This window comes from Photobacterium damselae subsp. damselae (genome assembly GCF_038086725.1).
Classification (GTDB): Bacteria; Pseudomonadota; Gammaproteobacteria; order Enterobacterales; family Vibrionaceae; genus Photobacterium; species Photobacterium damselae.
The window spans coordinates 2918086-2940636 of sequence record NZ_CP146970.1 but is presented as its reverse complement, the minus strand read 5'-3'; the positions used below and the strand labels follow the sequence as shown (position 1 = coordinate 2940636).

The 22551-nt window shown below is 41.9% G+C and carries 18 protein-coding genes; all 18 read left to right on the top strand.

Translation table 11 applies throughout. The annotated features are described in order from the left end of the window. The 18 genes from WAX86_RS13440 to tldD all read left to right on the top strand — a co-directional run bounded on the left by WAX86_RS13440 (nt 1) and on the right by tldD (nt 22461). Nucleotides 1-1716 (top strand): GspE/PulE family protein, encoded by a 1716-nt coding sequence (locus WAX86_RS13440; protein ID WP_065170859.1) that lies wholly within the window; start codon nt 1-3, stop codon nt 1714-1716. A 9-nt stretch (nt 1717-1725) separates the two neighbouring features. Further along, complete coding sequence (locus WAX86_RS13435; RefSeq protein ID WP_341488906.1) at nt 1726-2943, top strand: type II secretion system F family protein; 1218 nt, start codon at nt 1726-1728, stop codon at nt 2941-2943. Further along, complete coding sequence (locus tag WAX86_RS13430) at nt 2933-3403, top strand: hypothetical protein (protein ID WP_341488905.1); 471 nt, start codon at nt 2933-2935, stop codon at nt 3401-3403. Before WAX86_RS13435 ends, WAX86_RS13430 begins: the two co-directional genes overlap by 11 nt. A gap of 28 nt (nt 3404-3431) precedes the next feature. Further along, entirely contained in the window at nt 3432-4034 is a 603-nt protein-coding gene (locus WAX86_RS13425) for a prepilin-type N-terminal cleavage/methylation domain-containing protein (RefSeq protein WP_065170856.1), read from the top strand. A 23-nt stretch (nt 4035-4057) separates the two neighbouring features. Beyond that, a complete protein-coding gene (locus tag WAX86_RS13420; protein WP_158135370.1) occupies nt 4058-4573 on the top strand; it encodes a type II secretion system protein in 516 nt (171 codons plus the stop codon). Nucleotides 4574-4665: 92 nt separating this feature from the next. Next, entirely contained in the window at nt 4666-5169 is a 504-nt protein-coding gene (locus WAX86_RS13415) for a prepilin-type N-terminal cleavage/methylation domain-containing protein (RefSeq protein ID WP_341488904.1), read from the top strand. Then, nucleotides 5159-5815: a prepilin-type N-terminal cleavage/methylation domain-containing protein gene (locus WAX86_RS13410; protein ID WP_341488903.1), complete on the top strand. Its 657-nt coding sequence runs from the start codon at nt 5159-5161 to the stop codon at nt 5813-5815. Before WAX86_RS13415 ends, WAX86_RS13410 begins: the two co-directional genes overlap by 11 nt. Further along, the gene (locus WAX86_RS13405) at nt 5815-6540 is read left to right on the top strand and encodes a prepilin-type N-terminal cleavage/methylation domain-containing protein (protein ID WP_341488902.1); all 726 of its coding nucleotides are present in this window, start codon (nt 5815-5817) and stop codon (nt 6538-6540) included. The genes WAX86_RS13410 and WAX86_RS13405 overlap by 1 nt, the downstream gene beginning before the upstream one ends. Further along, nucleotides 6530-6955, top strand: a complete 426-nt coding sequence (locus WAX86_RS13400; protein WP_341488901.1) for an MshP protein — start codon at nt 6530-6532, stop codon at nt 6953-6955. Before WAX86_RS13405 ends, WAX86_RS13400 begins: the two co-directional genes overlap by 11 nt. Next, the gene (locus WAX86_RS13395) at nt 6955-11238 is read left to right on the top strand and encodes a DUF6701 domain-containing protein (protein WP_341488900.1); all 4284 of its coding nucleotides are present in this window, start codon (nt 6955-6957) and stop codon (nt 11236-11238) included. Before WAX86_RS13400 ends, WAX86_RS13395 begins: the two co-directional genes overlap by 1 nt. A gap of 359 nt (nt 11239-11597) precedes the next feature. After that, complete coding sequence (mreB, locus tag WAX86_RS13390; protein WP_005303629.1) at nt 11598-12641, top strand: rod shape-determining protein MreB; 1044 nt, start codon at nt 11598-11600, stop codon at nt 12639-12641. Nucleotides 12642-12682: 41 nt separating this feature from the next. Next, on the top strand, nt 12683-13645 hold the full coding sequence (gene mreC / locus WAX86_RS13385; RefSeq protein WP_005303632.1) for a rod shape-determining protein MreC: 963 nt from the start codon (nt 12683-12685) through the stop codon (nt 13643-13645). After that, a complete protein-coding gene (mreD, locus tag WAX86_RS13380; RefSeq protein WP_044174248.1) occupies nt 13635-14123 on the top strand; it encodes a rod shape-determining protein MreD in 489 nt (162 codons plus the stop codon). The genes mreC and mreD overlap by 11 nt, the downstream gene beginning before the upstream one ends. Before the next feature lie 70 nt (nt 14124-14193). After that, a complete protein-coding gene (locus tag WAX86_RS13375; RefSeq protein ID WP_005303635.1) occupies nt 14194-14775 on the top strand; it encodes a nucleoside triphosphate pyrophosphatase in 582 nt (193 codons plus the stop codon). An 8-nt stretch (nt 14776-14783) separates the two neighbouring features. Next, nucleotides 14784-16253, top strand: coding sequence for a ribonuclease G (gene rng / locus WAX86_RS13370; RefSeq protein ID WP_005303638.1), 1470 nt, complete (start codon nt 14784-14786; stop codon nt 16251-16253). 13 nt (nt 16254-16266) lie between these two features. Next, nucleotides 16267-20151: a YhdP family protein gene (locus tag WAX86_RS13365; protein ID WP_341488899.1), complete on the top strand. Its 3885-nt coding sequence runs from the start codon at nt 16267-16269 to the stop codon at nt 20149-20151. Nucleotides 20152-20178: 27 nt separating this feature from the next. After that, on the top strand, nt 20179-21000 hold the full coding sequence (locus tag WAX86_RS13360) for a carbon-nitrogen hydrolase family protein (protein ID WP_005303645.1): 822 nt from the start codon (nt 20179-20181) through the stop codon (nt 20998-21000). Between the two features lie 12 nt (nt 21001-21012). After that, a complete protein-coding gene (tldD, locus tag WAX86_RS13355; RefSeq protein WP_005303649.1) occupies nt 21013-22461 on the top strand; it encodes a metalloprotease TldD in 1449 nt (482 codons plus the stop codon). Nucleotides 22462-22551: the final 90 nt, after the last annotated feature.

Here is a 22551-nt window from a genome sequence, read left to right as displayed (position 1 = left end):
ATGTCTCTGCGATTAAGAAAACGTCTTGGGGATCTTCTAGTTGAAGAGAATATTATTGCGCAAAGTGAGTTAGAACAAGCGCTGGCTGAACAACATAATACCGGGCGTAAGTTGGGTGATACGTTGATCAGTATGGGCTTTATCTCCGAGCAACAGATGTTGGAATTCTTATCGCGTCAGTTAGGGATCCCGCTGGTTAACTTGAGCCGAATTAAGATCGATAGTGATGCAGTATCGCTACTATCTGAGGTTCATGCTCGTCGTTTACGTGCGTTAGCAATTGGTCGCAATGGCGATACCGTACGTGTTGCTATGAGTGATCCTGCCGATCTGACCGCGCAGGAAGCCGTTTACGATCAGCTTCATGGCTATCAAGTTGAGCTGGTGATTGCTTCTGAAACTCAACTGTTAGCTGCATTTGATCGCTACTATCGCCGCACTAAAGAGATCGCCTCTTTTGCCGAGCAACTTAAAGCGGAACATCAGGTACAAAATCCCTTTTCTTTTGGTTTTGATGAAGCGGTTGATAATGATGAAGTTACAGTCGTTAAGCTGATCAATACGTTATTTGAAGATGCGATCCAAGTCGGGGCCTCTGATATTCATATTGAGCCTGATGAAGATGTCTTACGTATCCGCCAGCGTATTGATGGGGTATTACACGAAACGGTATTACAAGAGAAAAGTATTGCTTCGGCATTGGTGCTGCGTTTGAAGCTGATGAGCGGTCTGGATATTTCAGAAAAACGTCTGCCACAAGATGGACGCTTTAATATTAAAGTAAAAGATCATTCAGTCGATATCCGTATATCAACCATGCCAGTACAGCACGGTGAATCGGTTGTAATGCGTCTATTGGATCAATCTGCCGGGATTTTAAGTCTTGAGCAGGTAGGTATGCCGGCAGAGATCCTAACCCGTTTCCGCCGTCAGCTTAAGCGTTTACACGGTATGATTTTAGTAACAGGCCCAACAGGTTCGGGTAAAACCACCACCTTATACGGTGCGCTTAATGAATTAAACTTGCCGGGTAAAAAATTGATCACCGCAGAAGATCCGGTGGAATATCGCTTGCCTCGTGTTAACCAAGTTCAAGTCAATAGTAAGATTGGTCTGTCGTTTTCTTCGATTCTCCGTACGGTACTTCGTCAAGACCCCGATGTGATCTTAGTGGGTGAGATGCGTGACCATGAGACGGTTGAAATTGGTTTGCGTTCTGCTCTAACTGGCCACTTAGTTCTGTCGACACTGCACACTAATAATGCCATTGATAGTGCGCTTCGTATGATTGATATGGAAGCTCCTGGCTACTTAGTGGCAAGTGCGGTACGTGCGGTGCTCGCTCAGCGTTTGGTGCGTCGTATCTGTCCAGAATGCAAAGAGCCTGTGGCATTAGCACCTCAGCAGCAAGTGTGGTTGGAAAGTCGTTATCCGCAATTGAGTCAGCATACTTTTCATTATGGTCGAGGCTGTCAAAACTGTAATTTCTCTGGCTATCGAGGTCGTATCGGTGTGTTTGAACTGCTTGAAATTGATATGCCGATGATGGATGCACTGCGAGATAATAATGCGGTGCTATTTGGTCAGTTAGCACGGAATAGTCAAAGTTATAAACCGTTGATTGAATCTGCGATGGAGCTGGCTATGGCCGGTACAACAAGTATTGATGAAGTGCTGATCTTAGGTGAAAGCGACAACGTTGATTTGGTGGTGTGAGTCTAGTTTATGGCGATGTTTCAATATAAAGGTCGTTATCAAGGGGCGATCCGACAAGGCAAAATAGAGGCTGCCAGCAGTGATGCCGCCGCTGATCTTTTGCTGCAACAAGGGATCATTCCGCTCGATCTAAAGCCGTACTCAGAGTCTCCACTTAACTTCGACTTAATGGTGCTGTTTAAGGCTCCTTTGCCGCTAGAGATCTTGGTGATTTTTTGTCGTCAGCTCTATAGCTTAACCAAAGCTGGGATCCCATTACTGCGTGCGATTAAAGGTTTGGCACAAAGTACTAGCCATCCACTACTACGTGAAACTTTAGAAGCGGTTATTGCCGATTTAACCAATGGTAGTCCGTTATCGGTCTCAATGAAGCAACATCCACGAGTATTTACGCCACTGTTTGTTTCAATGATCAATGTGGGTGAAAACACAGGTCGTTTAGACAGCTCTTTGCTTCAGTTAGCCAATTATTATGAGCAGGAGATGGAAACCCGTCGCCAAATAGCTTCTGCCATGCGTTATCCCATGTTTGTTTTAACCTCGATTGGTTTGGCTATGGTGGTACTGAATATCAAAGTTATTCCACAGTTTGCTTCGATGTTTTCTCGATTTGGTATGGAGTTACCTCTGCCGACTCGAATTTTAATTGGCACTTCAAATTTCTTTGTACATTACTGGCCGTTATTACTAGGGGCTTCATTGGCCACTTGGATTGGGTTACGAGTTTGGCGCAATACCGTCAAAGGGCAAGAGACGTGGGATAACTGGCGTCTTAAAGTTCCGGTCACGGGCAGTATTGTGACTCGTGCTCAGATGGCCCGTTTTTCTCGTACATTTGCGTTAATGATTCGTGCTGGTGTTCCGCTTAATACCGCATTGCAGATGTCTGCCGAGGCATTGGGTAACCGCTATTTAGAGAACCGTTTGATTGAAATGAAAAGTGGCATTGAAGGGGGCGCAAGTATCGCGAGTACTGCGGTTAGTAGTGGTATTTTCCCTCCGTTAGTGTTGCAGATGATTGCTGTTGGTGAAGAGACCGGTCAAGTTGACGATCTTTTAATGGAAGTTGCCGATTTTTATGACCGCGAAGTGGACTATGATCTAAAAACTCTGACAACGCGTATTGAACCCATTTTATTATTAGTGGTTGCTGGCATGGTATTGCTGCTGGCGTTAGGTATTTTCCTCCCGATGTGGGGCATGTTGGACTTGGCTCGTGGTGGTTAAAACTCGTCATTATTTATGGGTTCGCCGGAGTGTCACTGTTGCTTTAGTTTTGCTCGTTATCGCTATCATGATGATGTATTGGGCCAAAATTGAGCGTAGTGCTCGTGAGGCTCATTTGCACATGTTAGTTGGACAGTTTCAAGAAAATGCGGCGCAACTGAAGCAGTATTGGGAACTCAACAATCGACCTCAGCAAACTATAATTGATGGATATTTAGTCCAATTTACAGAACGTGGTTGGCCTAAATTATCGTCAAATAGTGATAGTGGATGCCAAGAGATGTGGCAACTATTGGCTGGTAAGAAGGCAGATCTGAAATATTTAGCGTTAAAACGCAATGAGATTCATAATCGACTGAAATATGACACCTGCTATTACCTTATTTCGCCAAATAAATGGCTAGGATTAGGTTATAGTAATGAGATATTATATGTCGGTAGTTTCAGCACAACAGAATGAATTTCAATTTCTGTTATAGGACAGTGCAATGAATAAGCAGCAGGGTTTCTCGTTAATCGAGTTAGTCATTGTCATTATTGTGGTGGGTATTTTGGCTGCCACAGCAATGCCTCGATTTTTAAATATTACTGAGCAAGCAAAGAAAGCCGCAGTAGAAGGTATGGCTGGTGGTTATGCAACCGCAGTGATTTCTGCTCGTGCTCAGTGGGAAGCATATGGCCGTCCAACGATGCAAGGTGTCAGTGGGGCGGTAAACAGTGTGGATTATGATGGTAGTGAGTTCCTACTAACTAAAGAGTCTAATCAAGATGGTATTCGTATGGGTTACCCGTATGCACTATCCATTGATGGGAGTTCTAAGCCTTTTTCAGCTATGGCTCCTCAAGATTGTGTCGACTTATTAGAGAATTTATTACAAAACCCGCCGCGTGCATCACTGGATCAGCAGTCGATTCCGTCGGGTAATAACGTATTTTTTGTATCGATGTTGGGTTCGGGCAGTGAAAAAGCTTGCCGTTATTATCAAACAACATCAGCGAAAAATAGTAGTGGTATCGCGGATATCACTACAGGTCATTATTTTACGTATACACCGGCAACCGGCCGCGTTGAAGTAAATATTAATAATTAAGTAAATTAATTGGAGTTGTTTTTATGAAACGTCAAGGCGGTTTTACGCTAATTGAATTAGTGGTTGTGATTGTAATCCTAGGCATTCTTGCAGTAACTGCAGCACCTAAGTTTATGAACCTACAGAATGATGCACGTAATGCGTCACTACAAGGTCTAAAAGGTGCTATCGAAGGCGCTGCTGGTATTGTTTATGGTAAAGCGGCAATTAAAGGTATTGAAGCCACTGCGGCAGGATCTAAAGTAGGTGTTAGTGCTGCAGATGGAACTCTATTAACCACTGCGTATGGTTACCCTACAGCTAATACAGCTGGTATTCAGAAAGCTGTTAACGGTTTGAGCAGTACTGATGGTGATTGGACATGTCAAGAAGTTAACGGTAGTAATCCAACAGCACTTCAGTGTACTTTCAAAGGTAAAGATAGCTATTTTGCTAATGATGCTTCTGGTAATTGTTACGTTAAGTATACTCAAGCGGCATCTGGTGCAGTTGCTACAACTACAGTAGTTGCTACTGGCAATGCTTGTAAAACAAACTAAACCTTAGTTGAAATAGCGCTCTTCGGAGCGCTATTTAACCAAAATGTACCTGCTGGTGGATTTTGGTTAAATATCCAATCCCGAGGCTTACTATGAACCATCAGCGAGGCTTTACGCTCGTCGAGCTGATCGTTGTCATTATTCTTATTGGCATTATATCGGTTACAGCAGCATCGCGTTTTTCAGGGCGAAGTGGCTTTGATGCCTATATTACTCGCGATCAGGCGATATCTATTATGCGCCAAATTCAAATAGCAGCCATGCAAGGACAAGGCGTTAGCTCAAATAACCAAAATGTGACCAGCTCTCTGCTTATTGTGCCAAGTTGCTTAGGGGCGGCAAATATCTGCAGTCAGAAATTTCGCGCGCAAACTCCCGATGCGCTATGGCAACAAGATACACATACCAAGTTTTCTAGCACCTCGAGTTTTATTGCTTTCAATTTATTGGGCCAGCCTGTTTCTGCTCAAGGTGAACGTATCTGTACAAATAATGGCTGTGAGATAACGATTACGGCTAAAAATCAGCAAACAACTCATATCTGTATCAACAGTCAAGGTTATATATCAGCAGGAGTTTGTGCTAGTGAGTACTAACTTAAAATCTCGTGGTTTTACGTTAATAGAAGGGATTATCACGATAGTCTTGCTTGCTATTGCAATGATTACCTTAACCAGTTTTCTCTTTCCTCAGTTAGAGCGCTCTGCGATTCCTATGTATCAGGCCAAATCGGCTGCCATTGCAGATGCGGTTTTCAATGAAATATTATCGCGCCAGTTCGACCAACACTCCGATCCGCTGGGTGATAGTGTTTATCGTTGTGGTGAAGCTTATCCATCTGCAGTTTCTGGTGCAATGACCTCTAATCTTTGTTCGAAAGTACTTGGGCCTGATGATGAGTTAGAAAAAGATCAGCCTCAATACTCTAATGATGTGGATGATTTTATCGGTTGCTGGGGGGTACTTAGTCAGTGTAAGACTCATCAAGGTGTAGAGTATCGAGCTATTAAAGATAAAGAGAACAGTTTAGTTGGGTTAATTCCCGGTGTCTCTCAGTCTGAATACAAGCATATTGCCGTTATTGTTAACGTTAATTATGTCGATAATAATCATGGTCAATTCAAACTTGTTTCTGCTCCTAAAGCCGCCGCAGAATTAGTGCCGCTTAAGCAGATTTCGGTCACGGTAGATGCAGGTCGTTATGGCTCGTATCAATATAAAGCGTTGCGAGGTAATTACTGATGAAGAAACTTCAGGGTTTTACCTTAATGGAGATGGTTATCGCAATGGTCATTCTTGCCATTATTATGGTCGGGATTGGCAGTTATATTGAAGCTGGTATTAAAGGGTATTCCAGTACTGTTGATCGTGAACGTTTACAATCTGAAGCTCGCTTTCTATTGGCTCGAATGACTAAAGAGATTCGTCATGCTGCGCCAAATAGCCTTTCTGTATCTGATACATCAGGTTCGAAATGCTTAAGTTTTTATCCTATTGTAGGCTCTGCGGCTTATTACGATAACTTGCCCAATAACAGTCATAGCTTAAATATCTCAACGTTTGATGATGCTAAAAAGTGGAATAGTAGTGACAAAATAGCGGTTGGATTTATTGATCCTCAACAATACGAAAAATCAGATATTAATTTTGCGACTCTTTCTAACGGCAAAGATAATTTATGGTCTTTAACTGTATCATCACCGATTACCACCTCATCTCCGGCGAACCGATTATATCTGTATAAAAATAAGATCAGCTATTGTTTACTTAATTCAACAATAGTACGAATGACGGATAATAAAACACCAATTGTAATGGCTCAGAATGTTAGCCAGTTTAAACCTGGAGTTGAAGTAGCTGGGTTAAGTAGTAATGCGATCGCTTTGATCGGATTACAGTTTAAAGATCCAAGCTCACAAGAAGTTGCTAATTATAATCACAGTGTGCAGGTGCTTAATGCGTTATAACAGTATTCGAGCCCAACGAGGCAGCGGTATTATGATTGCACTCTTTGTCATTATTGTGATGGGACTGATGGCGGCTGCTATGACTAAAATAGGCTGGTCGAGTCAAAATACCACAACCAAAGAAGTGCTAGCAGAACGTGCATGGCTAACGGCCCACTCAGCCAATGAGGTTTTACTGACACAAATATTTCCTCTGGGACAGCCTCACAGCAGTGATGAAACAGCATGTAAAGCATTATTGTTTAAACCTCAAGATTGGTTTAACTGTGAAGCTAAAGTGAGTTGCGAAAGTCGAAAGATCTCGCATAATCATCAACAAATCACCGAATATAAATTAACTAGTACAGCGACATGTGGCAGCAAAAATATAACAATGACACGTACACAAGAAGTATGGGCGCGAGGGGTAAGATAATGCGTTATTTTATTATTTTGTTATGGTTGCTATTGAGTAGTAATAATGTTTTTGCTACAACTCAAGATCAGTTTGAATTTGGTAGTGTTGCTGGTCCTTGTATTGATGACACATGCTCAATTAGCTTAAAAAATAAATATCAGGATCCTCTGGTATTTTTGATGCCGTCATTTTCTTATCAGGTTGCTCCTGATGATTTAGATGATTTAGATGATTTACAAGATGATATAGATAAAATAAAAAAAGAGATTAATAGACGTTGCTGGGGGCAGAATAGTCGATATTGTCGAAGATTAAAAAATGAACTGGATAAAAAAGAACACGAATTAAAAAATATGCTATGGAATGATGCCCCCTCTACTCTTAGAGTGGTTAGTGTTAAAGATGGTATTGTTAAATTCCGGCAATATTTTGCACCATATACACCAGAACATGATGATAAAGGCTTGGAATTAAAGTCGTTTGGTGAATGTGAAGGTGAAGATTGGTGTATAGAAAAGAAACCGATGACAAATATTAGCTATTTTGTTATTGAAAATGGTGCTGATATTAATTTAGGCTCTAAAGGTCGTATTGTAGCCAGAAAAATAAACGTTAATAAATATATTAAATATAAAGATAATATATACGATAATGCTGTTATCGTAAAAAGTCCTCTCAGTAAAAGTTTAAATTATGGTGTTATTGTTAATACACAGGCTCCTAATAATTCAGATGATTTACCTAGTTCAGGTGTATTTAATGGCCGTTATAAATATAAATGGTTTACTGCTGCAGTAGCACTTAAAAAAGATGAAAATAATATTTACCTATCTTTAGATCGTGGTGAAACAGTTTTATCTCATAAAAATGAACAAGTATATTCTTGGCTTACATCTCCACAAGAAGTTGCGTATTTGACGGTCTACGGTTCGGGCCAATATAAAGGGTTGTTATTTTCACTTGGCGGCGATAGTACTCCTAATACATTAGGAAACAATAGCTTATATAAAGGATTCAGTAATGTTACATTGCCTTCTAAACGGCAGTGTGAATATTTAGTTCCAGTCCCTAATAGTAGTCAGTTTAGTGGCTTACCTTTAATGATAGCATCTAAAAATAGTCGAAATGGTTCAGATGGTGGAATATTACGATTATGTCAGCTTCAGTCGAACCCATTAAAAGTAAGTTTTGTGACTGATGAAGATCTTAATGAGCCTCGCCGAGGTAATGATACTGAAGCATGTGGTGGACAAGATTGTATTGAACGACGCCATGCTAATGAGAGTTTTGGTTTTATGGCGTTTCAACAAGCAGTGGATTCTGAAACATGTGAATTATTTCCAGGGCCTGTTCAAACGTGGGAAAGTAATAAAAAAGGTATTTTTTCAATAAATAATCATACAGTGGTTACTGGAACTCCACTGGTAAACTCTCAGCGTAGAGTTGGTTTTCAGCATGTTTTTTACTATGGTGTTAATCAATATAAATTTGTTACTTGTAGTGGTAGTCGATGTTTTTCTAATGGCACATTTTCAAGAAAGTTAAAGTTAGATGATTGGCCTCAAAATGATGATGGCGCTTTTGATCCATCGAAGATTAACAGTGCAAAGAAAGAATATTGGTTTTCAAGTTTATATTTACATCAAGGTCAACATGTAGTTTTCCCAAATGGAACTGTTATACACACAAAAGCTTTAGATATGGCCGGCGGTAATTTGGGTGGTTCGATATTACGATCAGCATCGGGTAAAGCAGATGATTTGATTATTTATGTACATAACAACCCTAATTATATTGCTACTATTACAAATGGTTCTCAGTTAACTGCATTATTATATTCTGAACAAAAAGTATCTATTTCGAGTAGTTATGGTAGTGAATTAACTGGAATAACAGGAGCTGTAACTGCTTTAGATATTGATTTAATTGGCCAGGATTCATTATCACCTAAAAGCTATATTCATGGCCAAAGTGCCTGTTTTGAATCAGAGCCAAACTACAGCTTAACTATTACACCAAAAATCAAAACAAATACCCTGTGTGATGATCAACCTATAGCCTTTAACGTCCAAGCATCAGACGGTAGTTCATCAAATTATACAGGTAAAATCCGCGTTACTATTTCTTCTCGATTTGGTGGTCAATGGGCTAACAATGCGAGTTTTTCTGATACAGAACCATTTGATAATACAGCGTCGTTTCAACTCAATGTTAAAAATAACCAAGCTAAGTTTTGGCTTCGAGCAAATGATGCTGAAAAAATTACAGTTTCAGGCTCCATTGATAGAATGGAAGGGGCCGCTCCCGTCGGTGAGTATTCTTTTATTCCCGGTGGATTTAAAATAACACCGCAAAGTGCCAATATCATTGCGGGTAAACCTTTTAGTGCTACTATTACCGCCGTTGCTTGTCCAGCAGATAACTTGGCTAAAGTAATAACCAATTATAATGGTTTTAAACCGCTAAAATTTTCAACACAATATAATCAGCCTGCTACACCAGCCTATGAAGAAAATAAAGATGGCTCTTTAGATCATAACCGTCCGATAAAGGTGGAGATTATGAATCATCAAGGATCAACAGATCTGGCAAATATTCAATTTACTAATGGTAAATCTGAAAAGTTAACATTGCGTTATCGAGAGGCTGGAGTCTTAAAATGGCAAGTTACTGATCCTACTTGTACACCTGATAGCTGTCCATTTATTGAAAATAATCAATCGAAACAAGTAAAAAAACTGAGACAGGCATTATCTCAAGGTCTTGTTGGCTCTATGTCCATTAATGCTCGTCCATGGACTTTTGCTATATGTCCTTTGACATTTAATGGAAAAAATCAATATCGCTTAGCTAATGGTAATATTTCTTCTGGTGAGGGGTATGCTAGTGCAGGTAAGCCATTTGATGTATTACTTAAGCCTTTAGTTTGGCAGAGTAGTAAGTCGTCAAGAACTGATATCATCAATGTTTCAAATCAAAACTATTGTGGGTACTCAGTTACAAATAATTTCCTTGCTACTGGGGCCCCAAGTATTAATGGGAAGTTATCCATTCACTACCAGTTAGACACCCCGAAAGATGGTAATGAAGGTAACTTTAAATCTGGTCAAATGACTGTTCGTTCTGATTTAAAAGGGCTATTAATTACAGGAAATACTTGGGACGAAGTTGGTAGTATCTGGTATCAAGTGGGGCTAGATGATTACCTAGGGATGAACATAGATAAAAGCCAACGCCATATAGGTCGTTTTTATCCAGCTTATTTTGCTTTAACAAACCCTCAGGTTACGTATGCAAACACAAATGAAAATAGTTCTTTCACTTATCTGCAGCAACCGTTTAAAGTCGGCTTTAAACTAGGGGCTTATAACCGAAGTGGAGATAAAGAGGGATATTTAGTTCATAATTATCTAAGCTTTGCGGATGATCTTAAAGCTACATTTAAAGTTAATTCTGGTAACTATGTTAAGTCAGAGTATACACCACTAGATAGTCGATTAAAGCGATGTGGCGATATCAGTGATCCAGAGTGTTTATCCAGAATAGATGTCGCTCAAAAGTTGAGTTGGCCTAATTTTACTAAGGGGACATTAAGCCAAATTGATTGGCCATTAGCCCCATATGTAGTAATGCGAGACCAAGTTCGTAATCAGCTCATAACTACGACAGAGCCTGATGGGCCGTTTTTTGATTGGCAGCTACGAGTTGAACAAACCACTAAACCTGATGGAGTAACGTGGCGGCAATTAGGAGTTAAGTCAAATAGTCAGGGGGTCTTAGTTGGGAGTAATGATCTTCGCTATGGCCGCATGGTTCTCCAAGATGCCGCTGGTGATATTCGAGGTCCGGTAGCCATTCCACTTCGTGTTGAGTATTGGAATGGTGCGGCCTTTGAAACCAATACCGATGACTCAAGCTCACATTTTGATGGTCGAAATTACTGCCGTCAGATTTTGTATCCTCAACCTGATAAAGGAAATTCTCCAAGCACATCAGGTATCGGTAATGTTGACCAAGGCGTTGCAAGTAATGAAAAGTTAGTCGCGTATCCTGATGTTTCTGCTCTTGAGCCGTTTAAGCAGCAGGTGCGTTTTTGGCAACGATTGTCAAATTCAACGAAACCTACTGATGCTGCGATATCCTGTTTTGGATCTACATCATTACAGCCATGGCTCTCTTATAACTGGCGAAAACAGGGCGATGAGGATCCATCTGCTGTAGTGACATTTGGTGTGTATCAGGGAAATAAGCGTATTATTTATCGTGCTGAAGCGGGAGTTGCATCAAGTAACTATCAATAAAGTTCAGCACAAAATTGAGATCTCGTTATACTAGGTCACGCTGATAGAAAATGAACGTTTTTATGGATACTTTGTCCTATAACTCGGTTCTTTGTCCTTCTCAATGATGGACGTCAGTATTTGAGTAGCCTTGAGTTGGTATGTGGGCAGATTAAGCAAGGTAATTAACCGCCCCGACCAACGATGAAAGGTAGAATTTTTCAGTTTAGAGAGCCGAATTCCCGCTCTCTGGACATTTTGACAAAGAAATTGCGGATCTTGTGGCAGGTTTGACAATCCTTGCCTTGTTTCAACTAACTCCACTTGATACATTTAGCGCAATTTACCGAATTTTGAGCTTGCAGGATTAGCCGAAGACTATGTTTAAAAAACTTCGTGGCATGTTTTCTAATGACCTGTCTATTGACTTGGGTACAGCCAATACCCTTATTTATGTCAAAGGACAGGGCATCGTTCTTGATGAACCATCAGTAGTAGCAATTCGCCAGGACCGCGCCGGTGCAACAAAGAGTGTTGCGGCTGTTGGTCATGATGCAAAACAAATGCTAGGACGTACGCCTGGCAATATTGCTGCGATTCGTCCAATGAAAGATGGTGTAATTGCCGATTTCTACGTGACTGAAAAAATGCTACAGCACTTTATTAAGCAAGTGCACGACAACAGTATTTTACGCCCAAGCCCGCGTGTGCTTGTTGCTGTTCCATGTGGTTCTACTCAGGTTGAGCGTCGTGCGATTCGTGAATCAGCTCAAGGTGCTGGTGCTCGTGAAGTTTATCTTATCGATGAACCAATGGCTGCGGCTATCGGTGCTGGTATGCCAGTATCTGAAGCTACAGGTTCTATGGTGATCGATATCGGTGGTGGTACAACAGAAGTTGCAGTTATCTCCCTTAACGGTGTTGTGTACTCATCTTCTGTACGTATTGGTGGTGACCGTTTTGATGAAGCGATCATCAACTATGTACGTCGTAACTACGGCAGCCTAATCGGTGAAGCAACGGCTGAACGCATTAAGCATGAGATCGGTTCTGCTTATCCTGGTGATGAAGTTCGTGAAATTGAAGTTCGTGGTCGTAACCTAGCAGAAGGTGTGCCTCGTAGCTTTACTCTAAATTCAAATGAAATCTTAGAAGCACTGCAAGAGCCGCTAACTGGCATCGTTTCTGCAGTTATGGTTGCACTAGAGCAGTGTCCACCAGAGCTTGCTTCTGATATTTCTGAACGTGGTATGGTACTAACCGGTGGTGGTGCACTATTACGCGATCTTGATCGTCTGCTAACAGAAGAAACAGGTATTCCTGTTGTTGTTGCCGAAGATCCTCTAACTTGTGTAGCTCGTGGTGGCGGTAAAGCCCTAGAAATGATTGATATGCATGGTGGCGACCTCTTCAGCGAGGAATAAATGCCAACCCCAGCGCACAAAAAAACAGGTGATAGTGTTAGATGAAACCTATTTTTGGCAGAGGCCCATCTCTGCAATTACGCCTGTTTCTTGCCATATTACTATCGGCTGGCTTGATGCTAGCCGATAGTCGTCTTGATGCCTTTGCAAATGTTCGTTACTTTTTAAACTCTGCAATAGCCCCGTTACAGTATGCCGCGAATCTGCCACGAGAGTTGCTTGATAGCATGTCAGGCCAATTTAGCTCTCGCCAAACCCTATTGGTAGAAAATAAAGCCCTAAAACGTGACTTGTTGGTGATGCAAAGTAACGTCTTATTGCTCGATCAATTAAAGCAAGAAAACAAGCGATTACGTGATTTACTCGGTTCTCCATTTGTGCGAGATGAGCGCAAGATGATTACCGAAGTTATGGCCGTTGATTCCGATCCGTACAGTCATCAGGTGATGATAGATAAAGGTCGTATCGATGGTGTGTATGAAGGTCAGCCTGTTATCAATGAAAACGGCGTTGTTGGTCAAGTCTCTTACGTTGGCGCACATAACAGCCGGGTATTGTTGTTGATTGACCCTATGCATGCCATTCCAGTTCAAGTGGTTCGTAATGATATTCGAGCAATTGCCTCTGGTACCGGACAGTCGAATGAAATTCAGCTTGAGCATGTTCCAAGTAGTACCGATATCCAAGTGGGCGATAAGCTAGTGACTTCAGGTCTCGGTGGTCGTTTCCCTGAAGGATATCCTGTTGGTTATGTAACGGAGTTTTCTTTTGATAACAAACGTCCGTTTGCACAAGTAAAAGCTCGTCCAAGTGTGAATTTTGATCGCTTACGATATCTACTCTTAGTATGGCCAACGCCTCAACATAAAGAGACAGACCAAGATGTGGCGGCATCAACAGTTATTCCAACCGTTGCAGCTCAAGTAGCATCGCCAAAAGTTGAGCCAATTCCAACAGAACCGAATAAGCCAAAAGCAAAAAAAGAGGTGACCAATGTCCACTAGTTATGCTCATGGCCGAATTTGGATTTGGATCTCTTTTATTCTGGCTCTGATCCTACAAACAGCACCTTGGCCGGGACCGTTTGAACCGTTTCGTCCTTCTTGGGTTATGTTAGTTGCCTTTTATTGGGTGCTGGCTTTGCCTCATCGTGTGAATGTGGGAACAGCGTTAATCGTTGGTTTGCTGTGGGACTTGATGTTGGGCTCTACGTTAGGTGTTCGAGGGTTGATGATGTCAATCCTGTGCTATATTGTGGCGCTTAACTTTCAAGTATTACGAAATTTGTCGTTGTGGCAGCAAGCGGTTATTGTGGCGCTACTTAGTGTTGCAGGTAAACTGATTGAGTTCTGGGCTGAATATTTAGTCTCAGATATTACATTTGATCCACAGCAGTTATGGGCCGTTGTCTTAAACTTTTTACTCTGGCCATGGCTGTTCTTGCTACTGCGTCGAGTTAGACGTAAATTGGCAATACGCTAGTTAACACATTGAAATTTTAAAGGGGAAGCTGGTATTGGCTTCCCTTTTTGTTATTTAAGGAATTCTAACAATGTCATCAACCATTCAAGTCTACCTAGCATCAGGTTCTCCTCGTCGACAAGAGCTATTAACTCAGTTGGGATACCAATTTGAACGTGCGGTTGTTGATGTAGAAGAGTGCCATCAAGCGGGTGAAACACCAGAGCAATATGTACAACGATTGGCAAAGGATAAAGCTTTGGCCGGAGTTGCTGTTACAGATGGTCACACTCCTGTGATTGGGTCCGATACTATTGTTGTGGTTGATGATACAATCCTTGAAAAGCCCATTGATTTTAATGATGCAAAACGGATGTTGGAGCTATTATCGGGTCGTAAACACCAAGTTATGACCGCGGTAACGGTTGCAACACAAGAGCGCCAACAAACTCGCCTCGTTATCACTGATGTGTGGTTTAAAACTTTGTCTGACAACGAAATTAAAAATTATTGGCAAAGTGGAGAGCCACAAGATAAAGCGGGCAGTTATGGTATCCAAGGGATTGGCGGTAAGTTTATCGAACGAATTGATGGCAGTTATTATGCTGTGATGGGGCTACCTTTAGTGGAAACCGACATCATGGTGCAAGAATTTTTAAGTTTATCAAAATAGAGGCAACCATGAGCACTGAGCTGCTAATAAACGTGACACCGAGTGAGACTCGTGTCGCTATGATTGAAGATGGCAATTTGCAAGAGATCCACATTGAACGTGAATCTAAACGCGGTATTGTTGGCAATATTTATAAAGGTCGAGTGAGCCGAGTTCTTCCCGGTATGCAGGCGGCATTTGTCGACATTGGTTTAGATAAAGCGGCGTTTTTGCATGCCTCTGATATCGTTCCTCATACTGAATGTGTAGCAGAGAACGAAAAACAGCAGTTTCAGGTTCGTGATATTTCTGAGCTAGTGCGTCAGGGCCAAGATCTTGTGGTTCAAGTAGTCAAAGATCCTTTAGGTACCAAAGGCGCACGTTTAACAACAGATGTGACGTTGCCATCGCGCTATTTGGTCTTTATGCCTGGGGCGAGTCATGTTGGTGTTTCACAACGTATTGAAAGTGAACATGAACGAGAGCGTCTGAAAAAAATCGTTATGCCACATTGCGATGATTTGGGTGGTTTTATTATTCGTACTGCTGCTGAAGGAGCATCGGATGAAGAACTCAGCCAAGATGCAGCCTTTTTAAAGCATTTATGGCGTAAAGTGATTGAGCGTCGTGCAAAATATAAAACGCGTTCAATGCTCTATGGTGAACTGGGGTTAGCTCAGCGTATTCTACGTGATTTCGTGGGAACTGAAATTCATAATATTAAAGTCGACTCTCGTTTAGCCTTTGATAAATTAAAAGAATTTACAGACGAATTTGTTCCTGAAGTAACGGAAAATATTGAGTATTACTCGGGCGACCAACCTATTTTTGATCTGTATGACACTGAAAATGAGATCCAGCGATCTTTAGATCGTAAGGTTGAACTGAAATCAGGTGGCTACCTTATTATTGATCAAACCGAAGCCATGACAACGGTCGACATCAATACGGGAGCGTTCGTTGGTCGTCGTAATTTAGAAGAAACGATCTTTAACACCAATATTGAGGCAACCAAAGCTATTGCACGTCAGCTGCGTCTTCGTAACCTTGGCGGCATTATCATTATCGACTTTATCGATATGGCAGGCGAAGATCATCAGCGTCGAGTTCTACAAGCATTAGAGCAAGCATTATCCGGCGATCGGGTAAAAACCAACATTAATGGCTTTACTCAGCTTGGTTTAGTTGAGATGACACGAAAAAGAACTCGTGAAAGCATTGAACATGTTCTATGTGGTACGTGTCCAACTTGTAAAGGTCGAGGCACTGTGAAAACAGTTGAGAGTGTTTGTTACGAGATTTTACGTGAAGTCACTCGTGTTAACCGCGCTTATGACGCCGATCGTTTTGTTGTTTATGTTTCACCTGTTGTTGCAGATGCATTATCAGGTGATGAATATCATGCACTTGCTGAGCTAGAAGTTTTCATTGGTAAAGAAGTGAAAATTAAAGCCGAGCCTCTTTATATTCAAGAGCAGTTTGATGTCGTGATGATGTAAGAGGATTCTTTGCGTGACAAGCATACCCACTAAGTTAGCCCGAGCCTTGTTGTGGCTAATTGTTGGCGGAGCTGTTTTTTCCGCCATTACTATTACTGGGTTGCGAGTCACGCTTCCTTATATTGACCGTTATCAGCAGCAATTAACCGCATGGGCTGAGCAGCAGATTGGCTTGCCTATTTCGGTCGGGACAGTCAACGGTCGCTGGTTTAATGCCGGCCCTGAATTTACGTTATCAAATGTCGCTCTTTACCGCGAAGATTCGACGCAACAAATTGTCTCGATTGGGCAAGTTTCTGTTGCACTTAACTTTTGGCAAAGTCTACTTCAAGCCAAACCTGTATTTAAAGATATTGAAATCAATCAACTCAAGGTTGATCTTACTCAACTGCCTAAACAACAAAAGACGCAAAAAAAGCAAACTAAAAGCTGGGCTGAAAAGTTAGAACAGCTATTTTTAGTGCGCCTTGACCGTTTTACTCTCCAGCATTCACAAATTACCTTATACACCCCATCGGGCAAATCGCAGCAACTGGATATATCTGATCTTAATTGGCGCAATAACGCAGGTCATCACTTAGCGGAAGGTACTGTTAGTATTGCTAACAGCCATTTGAGTCGATTAAAAGTCATGGCTGATTTCTCTGAGCAAGGTGATTTGTCTTCGATAACTGGGCAGTTCTACGTTCAAGCTTCAAAGTTGGCGGTGACACCTTGGTTGCACCAGACATTTGCTAACATTGCGGATATCAAAAACAGTGAAGTGAGCTTTGAAAGTTGGATTAATGTTAAGCAAGGTCTTATCGAACAGAGCACGCTGGCGTTAGGTCCAATCGATATTGCATGGCAGCAAAATCAAGTCTCCCATCAGTTTAAACTCAAGCGAGGTGTGGTTTCTTTAGCGCCATTAAACGCAGAGCCAAGCAGTAATCAGTGGTATATCTCAACACATGATTTTGCTGTTACTACCAATGGTCAATCTTGGCCGCAATTGAATCTTCAAGCTAATGTGAATCTTGATCGTCAATACCAGCTTCAAGATTGGAAGTTGCAAATTGCCGATCTTGATTTAGCTCGGCTACGGCCTTTACTCGGTTTATTTCCTCAAGAGCTGCCTGCGATCAAAACGGTTACCGCAATGAAGCCTCAAGGTTTGATCTCTCAACTACGAGTATCGGATAAACCAGGTCAGCAACCGCAATTTTCTGCTGATTTCTCCCATGTCGCAATTAAGCAGTGGCAATTGATCCCCGAAATTCACAAACTTAATGGACAAGTGTCTGGTAGTTTGCAGCAAGGCAAAGTGCAATTGAGCCTGACTGATGATCAACTGCCTTATCAAGGGGTCTTTCAAGCTCCTCTTAATATTAAACAAGCTAATGTGACGGGCTATTGGCAAATTGATAAGGACGGAAGTTGGCGGTTATGGAGTGATCATCTTGCCGTAACGACTCCGGATCTTGCTGCCAACGGTGTTTTTCGCCTTGATTTTCCTTATCAACAGCCTGCATGGTTGTCATTTTATGGCGATGTTGATGTTAAAAATGCGGGGGCAACATGGCGTTATTTACCTATTCCAGCACTTGGTAGTGAGCTCACTGATTACCTTTCACGAGCGATCCGGGGCGGGGAGGCAAAAGGGGCGAAACTACTGTGGTATGGCGCGCTACAAGATTTTCCATACAGCCACCATAATGGTATTTTTCAGGTTGATGTTCCCCTTAAAAAGGCTCGTTTTATTTTCGATACTGCGTGGCCAGAATTGACAGATTTGCAGCTGGATTTAGTCTTTAAAAATGATTGGATGTATCTCGATTCTCATCATGTCAAAACAATGGGAGCAGTTGGAAGCCGTGTTACGGGAGCATCTAAGCTTGCCAGTGATGGCCATTTAAAACTAGATATTGATGTGGCTGCTGATGGCCGTGCTGTTCGAGATTATATGTTGGCTACACCTTTAGTTGATTCTGTTGGTGCCGCCTTAACAACAGTGCAAGTTAGTGGGCCGGTCAGTTCTCAATTTAGTTTGGATATTCCTTATGATGGTAGCCAAGTCGGTGTAACGGGCTATGCGTTGTTGAATAAGAACCGAGTTGCTTTGCAAACGCCAAATATCGAACTTGATAACGTATCGGGCAAGCTTAATTTTCATGATGATAAGATCTTAGCTCAAGGCTTCAGTGGACGTTTATTGCAACAGCCGATTGATTTGAGTTTTAGTGGTGCCAATCAAGATGAAGGCTATCAAGTATTAGTTGATTTGGCTGGCGACTGGCAACTATCTCCACTGCAAAAGCAATGGCAAGATCCTTTACTTGAACAAGTTTCTGGTCGTAGTCAGTGGCAATCTCATGTTGCAGTTCATCTAAATGACACAGGGTTTGGTTATGATGTTGATCTGAAAGCTGGCTTAGCTAATATTATTAGTAAGTTACCGTATCCATTAGCCTACATTGCCGCTCCAAAACAGCAGCAATATGTCACAGTAAAAGCACAAGGTGACAAAGAAAAAGTGGATGTAACGGCGCAGTTGCCAGATATGAACTATCAGATGCGACTTAATTTACAAACCAATGAACCACACATTGTTGCCAGTTATGCGGCCATTGGTAAGAAGCAGCTGCTGCCTTGGCCGTTATTGGGTCAGCGCATTGATATTAATAGTGAGCAGGTGAATTTGGATGATTGGCTTGATGTGCTATCTAGTATTAATCGCTCTTTTGTCCAAGCAAAACAGCAGGGTGAACCAAGAGCTGTGCCATCAATTCCCTTACCAACACAGATTAATGGGCAGGTAAAACAACTGATTGTTGGTCAAATGCCGTGGCATGATGTCACGCTTACGGCACGAAGAAGCGGCACTAATTGGCATGGAAATCTTGCCAGCCGAGAAGCGACAGGCACAGTAAATTGGTACGCACCTAATCAATTAAATATTAATCTAAAACGGTTGTTTTTAACTATTCCAGGATTAGATAAGTCTCATAAACTGTTTCGCGAGCCTTACAAAATCACATCACAGCCGTTTCAAGTATCAGCTCAAGATAGAGCGGTAATGAGAGCGATGCCTAATATCAACTTATCCATAGCCGATGCTTGGCTGCAAGGGTATCGCTTAGGTAAAGTCGAAGGTCAATTGCTCAAGAATGGCAGTAGTTTAACGCTCCCTAAATTATCAGTAACAACAGGAGCCATGGCTTTGAATATGCAAGGTGCATGGCAGATTAAAGGAAATACGAGTACGACCCAGTTGAGTGCAAAAATTAAAGGGGAAGACAGTACAGATTTAATGGGGCGATTAGGTATCTCTGGGGGTATTCAAGATGCTTCATTTAAAACCAATTTATCAGCGTCATGGCAAGGTACGCCATGGCAGATTCGACGAGAAACATTAACAGGACAAGTTAAAACGAAAACGGGTAAAGGCATTATTAGTGGTGTAGGTGGCGCAGGTCGCTTACTCGGTTTGTTTAGTATTGATTCCATTATTCGCAAAATGCAGCTCGATTTCTCTGGCATTTTTGAAAATGGTTTGGCTTTTGACTATATCAAAGGCTCTGGTGATATTAAGAACGGTATTTTTACCACGAAAGATTTGACCATGAAGGCGTTAGCTGGCGATATGACGATTAAAGGTCAAGCGAACTTAGTGAAAGAAACCGTTGATGCGAATGTGAAATTCATACCTGACTTTACTTCGGGTATTCCTGTGCTGACGGCATTTGCTGTTGCACCACAAACTGCACTGTATGTATTTGCTATCTCAACTGCACTATCACCTGTGTTAGATGTCTTTACCCAAGTGAATTACTATGTTCACGGAAAAATAGATGATCCTGTTGTTACCGAACGCTCACGTTTTCAAGGGGAGTATAAACTTCCGGAAACCAAACAGTAGAAAGTAAAGTTGGAAAGGATATTAGCCATGACTAAAGTTGGGATTGTGCAGATGAACTCAGGGGCAGATCCTGAGCATAATTTATTAAAGCTAAAGAAAAAATTGAAAGGCTTACAACTGCAAGGTGCCAAACTGATCGTGACACCCGAAAATACAGTTGTCTTTGGTAGCAAAGAGGATTATCACAAAGTTGCAGAGCCACTCAATGATGGCCCTATTCAAACTGAACTTGCTCACTTTGCAAAACAATTAGGTATCTGGTTATTAATTGGCTCTATGCCTATTCGTCAGCAAGATGGTGCGGTAACAGCCACTGCTTTACTTTATGATGATCAGGGTCGATTACACGAACATTACAATAAGCTGCATATGTTTGATGTTGAAGTGGCCGATCAACACCATAGCTATCGAGAATCAGATACCTTTAAGCCTGGTGATGAAATCAAAGTAGTCAGTACGCCATTTGGCAACATTGGCATGAGTATCTGCTATGATGTGCGCTTCCCACAGTTATATACAGCACTGCGAGAGCAAGGTGCTGATATTATTGTGGTACCAGCGGCCTTTACTCGTGTAACAGGAAAAGCGCACTGGGAAGTCTTATTACGAGCGCGTGCGATTGAAACCCAATGTTGGGTAATCGCTGCTGCACAATGGGGTGAACATAACGAATCCCGAGAAACCTGGGGTCATTCAATGGTGATTGATCCATGGGGACAAGTTGTCGTGTGTCAGCAACAAGGAACGGGTGTCATTACGGCACATGTTGATCCGCAGCTAACAAAAACAATTCGAACTAATATGCCTGTGGTTGATCATGCCCGTTTGCATCTTCAGCCTCTCAATTAAAAGAGTTATTGAATGACCCTAAACACAGTAGAAAAGACCATGTTGGCTCAGGCTGACATGGGTCAAGACGAGTTACAAGCTATTCTAGCTAAGATTGCTACTCGAGATGTGGATTATGCTGATATCTATTTCCAATCTTGTTGGCATGAATCGTTAGTTCTTGAAGACAGCATCATTAAAGACGGTTCGTTTAATATTGACCGTGGTGTTGGGGTTCGAGCGATTTCTGGTGAGAAAACAGGTTTTGCTTATTCTGATCAGATCAATCTGTTAGCTCTAGAGCAAAGTGCAAAAGCGGCTCGTGGTATTGCGCGTCAAGGTCGTAGTGCTCAGGTACAAGCTTTTGTTCCCGTTACAGCGAGTGGTATTTATGCACCTGTCGATCCATTAACAACGATGGATAAGCAGCAGAAAATTGAATTATTGCAGCAAATTGATAGCTATATTCGCACTAAAGAACCTTTGGTGACTGAGGTTTCAGTTAGCATTAATGGTGTTAATGAGCAAATCTTAGTGGCAGGCCTTGATGGTACTTATGCTGCGGATGTTCGCCCATTGGTTCGCCTATCAATTAGCGTATTAGTTGAGCGTGGCGACAAACGCGAACGTGGTAGTGCTGGTGGCGGTGGTCGTTATGGCTATCAAGCATTCTTAGCAGAAGATGAAAACGGTAAGAGTGTTGCGTTACATTTTGCCGATGAAGCGATTCGTCAAGCATTAGTAAGTTTAGAAGCACAAGCCGCACCAGCTGGAACTATGCCAGTGGTATTAGGGGCTGGTTGGCCTGGCGTATTGTTGCATGAAGCGGTTGGTCATGGCTTAGAGGGGGACTTTAACCGTAAAGGTTCTTCTATGTTCAGTGGACAGCTTGGAGAGCAAGTCACATCATCACTATGTACTATTGTTGATGATGGCACACTACCGGATCTGCGTGGCTCTATTAATGTCGATGATGAGGGTACTCCGGGCCAATACAATGTGTTGGTTGAGGGCGGTAAACTTAAAGGTTACATGCAAGATAAGCACAATGCTCGCTTAATGGGTGTTGCTCCAACAGGTAATGGTCGCCGTGAGTCTTATGCACATCTTCCAATGCCTCGTATGACCAATACTTACATGTTACCAGGTGAGCACTCGCCAGAAGAAATCATTGCTAGTGTGAAAAAAGGTATCTATGCCCCGAACTTTGGTGGTGGTCAGGTTGATATTACTTCCGGTAAATTTGTGTTCTCAGCATCAGAAGCTTACTTAATTGAAAATGGTAAGATCACAACCCCTATTAAAGGCGCAACGCTTGTAGGTAGTGGTATTGAAGCCATGCAGCAAGTTTCTATGGTCGGTAATGATCTGCAGATCGATAAAGGGGTTGGTGTGTGTGGTAAAGCTGGGCAAAGTATTCCTGTCGGCGTTGGTCAACCAACCTTGAAGTTAGATTCCATGACTGTGGGTGGCACTCAATAGTTGCGAGTTAACTTCTAAATAAAAAAATGCCAGGCTCCTTATTGGATACTGGCATTTTTTGTTTTTGAATAGGTAAACACTACAGATTCA

What these genes read in the sequence shown, in the direction of transcription:
- rng (WP_005303638.1), top strand. Translation starts at nt 14,784, where the DNA reads ATGAGCACTGAGCTGCTAATAAACGTGACACCGAGTGAGACTCGTGTC.
- tldD (WP_005303649.1), top strand. Translation starts at nt 21,013, where the DNA reads ATGACCCTAAACACAGTAGAAAAGACCATGTTGGCTCAGGCTGACATG.
- WAX86_RS13425 (WP_065170856.1), top strand. Translation starts at nt 3,432, where the DNA reads ATGAATAAGCAGCAGGGTTTCTCGTTAATCGAGTTAGTCATTGTCATT.
- WAX86_RS13415 (WP_341488904.1), top strand. Translation starts at nt 4,666, where the DNA reads ATGAACCATCAGCGAGGCTTTACGCTCGTCGAGCTGATCGTTGTCATT.
- WAX86_RS13420 (WP_158135370.1), top strand. Translation starts at nt 4,058, where the DNA reads ATGAAACGTCAAGGCGGTTTTACGCTAATTGAATTAGTGGTTGTGATT.
- mreD (WP_044174248.1), top strand. Translation starts at nt 13,635, where the DNA reads ATGTCCACTAGTTATGCTCATGGCCGAATTTGGATTTGGATCTCTTTT.
- mreC (WP_005303632.1), top strand. Translation starts at nt 12,683, where the DNA reads ATGAAACCTATTTTTGGCAGAGGCCCATCTCTGCAATTACGCCTGTTT.
- WAX86_RS13360 (WP_005303645.1), top strand. Translation starts at nt 20,179, where the DNA reads ATGACTAAAGTTGGGATTGTGCAGATGAACTCAGGGGCAGATCCTGAG.
- WAX86_RS13405 (WP_341488902.1), top strand. Translation starts at nt 5,815, where the DNA reads ATGAAGAAACTTCAGGGTTTTACCTTAATGGAGATGGTTATCGCAATG.
- WAX86_RS13435 (WP_341488906.1), top strand. Translation starts at nt 1,726, where the DNA reads ATGGCGATGTTTCAATATAAAGGTCGTTATCAAGGGGCGATCCGACAA.
- WAX86_RS13400 (WP_341488901.1), top strand. Translation starts at nt 6,530, where the DNA reads ATGCGTTATAACAGTATTCGAGCCCAACGAGGCAGCGGTATTATGATT.
- WAX86_RS13440 (WP_065170859.1), top strand. Translation starts at nt 1, where the DNA reads ATGTCTCTGCGATTAAGAAAACGTCTTGGGGATCTTCTAGTTGAAGAG.
- WAX86_RS13395 (WP_341488900.1), top strand. Translation starts at nt 6,955, where the DNA reads ATGCGTTATTTTATTATTTTGTTATGGTTGCTATTGAGTAGTAATAAT.
- WAX86_RS13375 (WP_005303635.1), top strand. Translation starts at nt 14,194, where the DNA reads ATGTCATCAACCATTCAAGTCTACCTAGCATCAGGTTCTCCTCGTCGA.
- mreB (WP_005303629.1), top strand. Translation starts at nt 11,598, where the DNA reads ATGTTTAAAAAACTTCGTGGCATGTTTTCTAATGACCTGTCTATTGAC.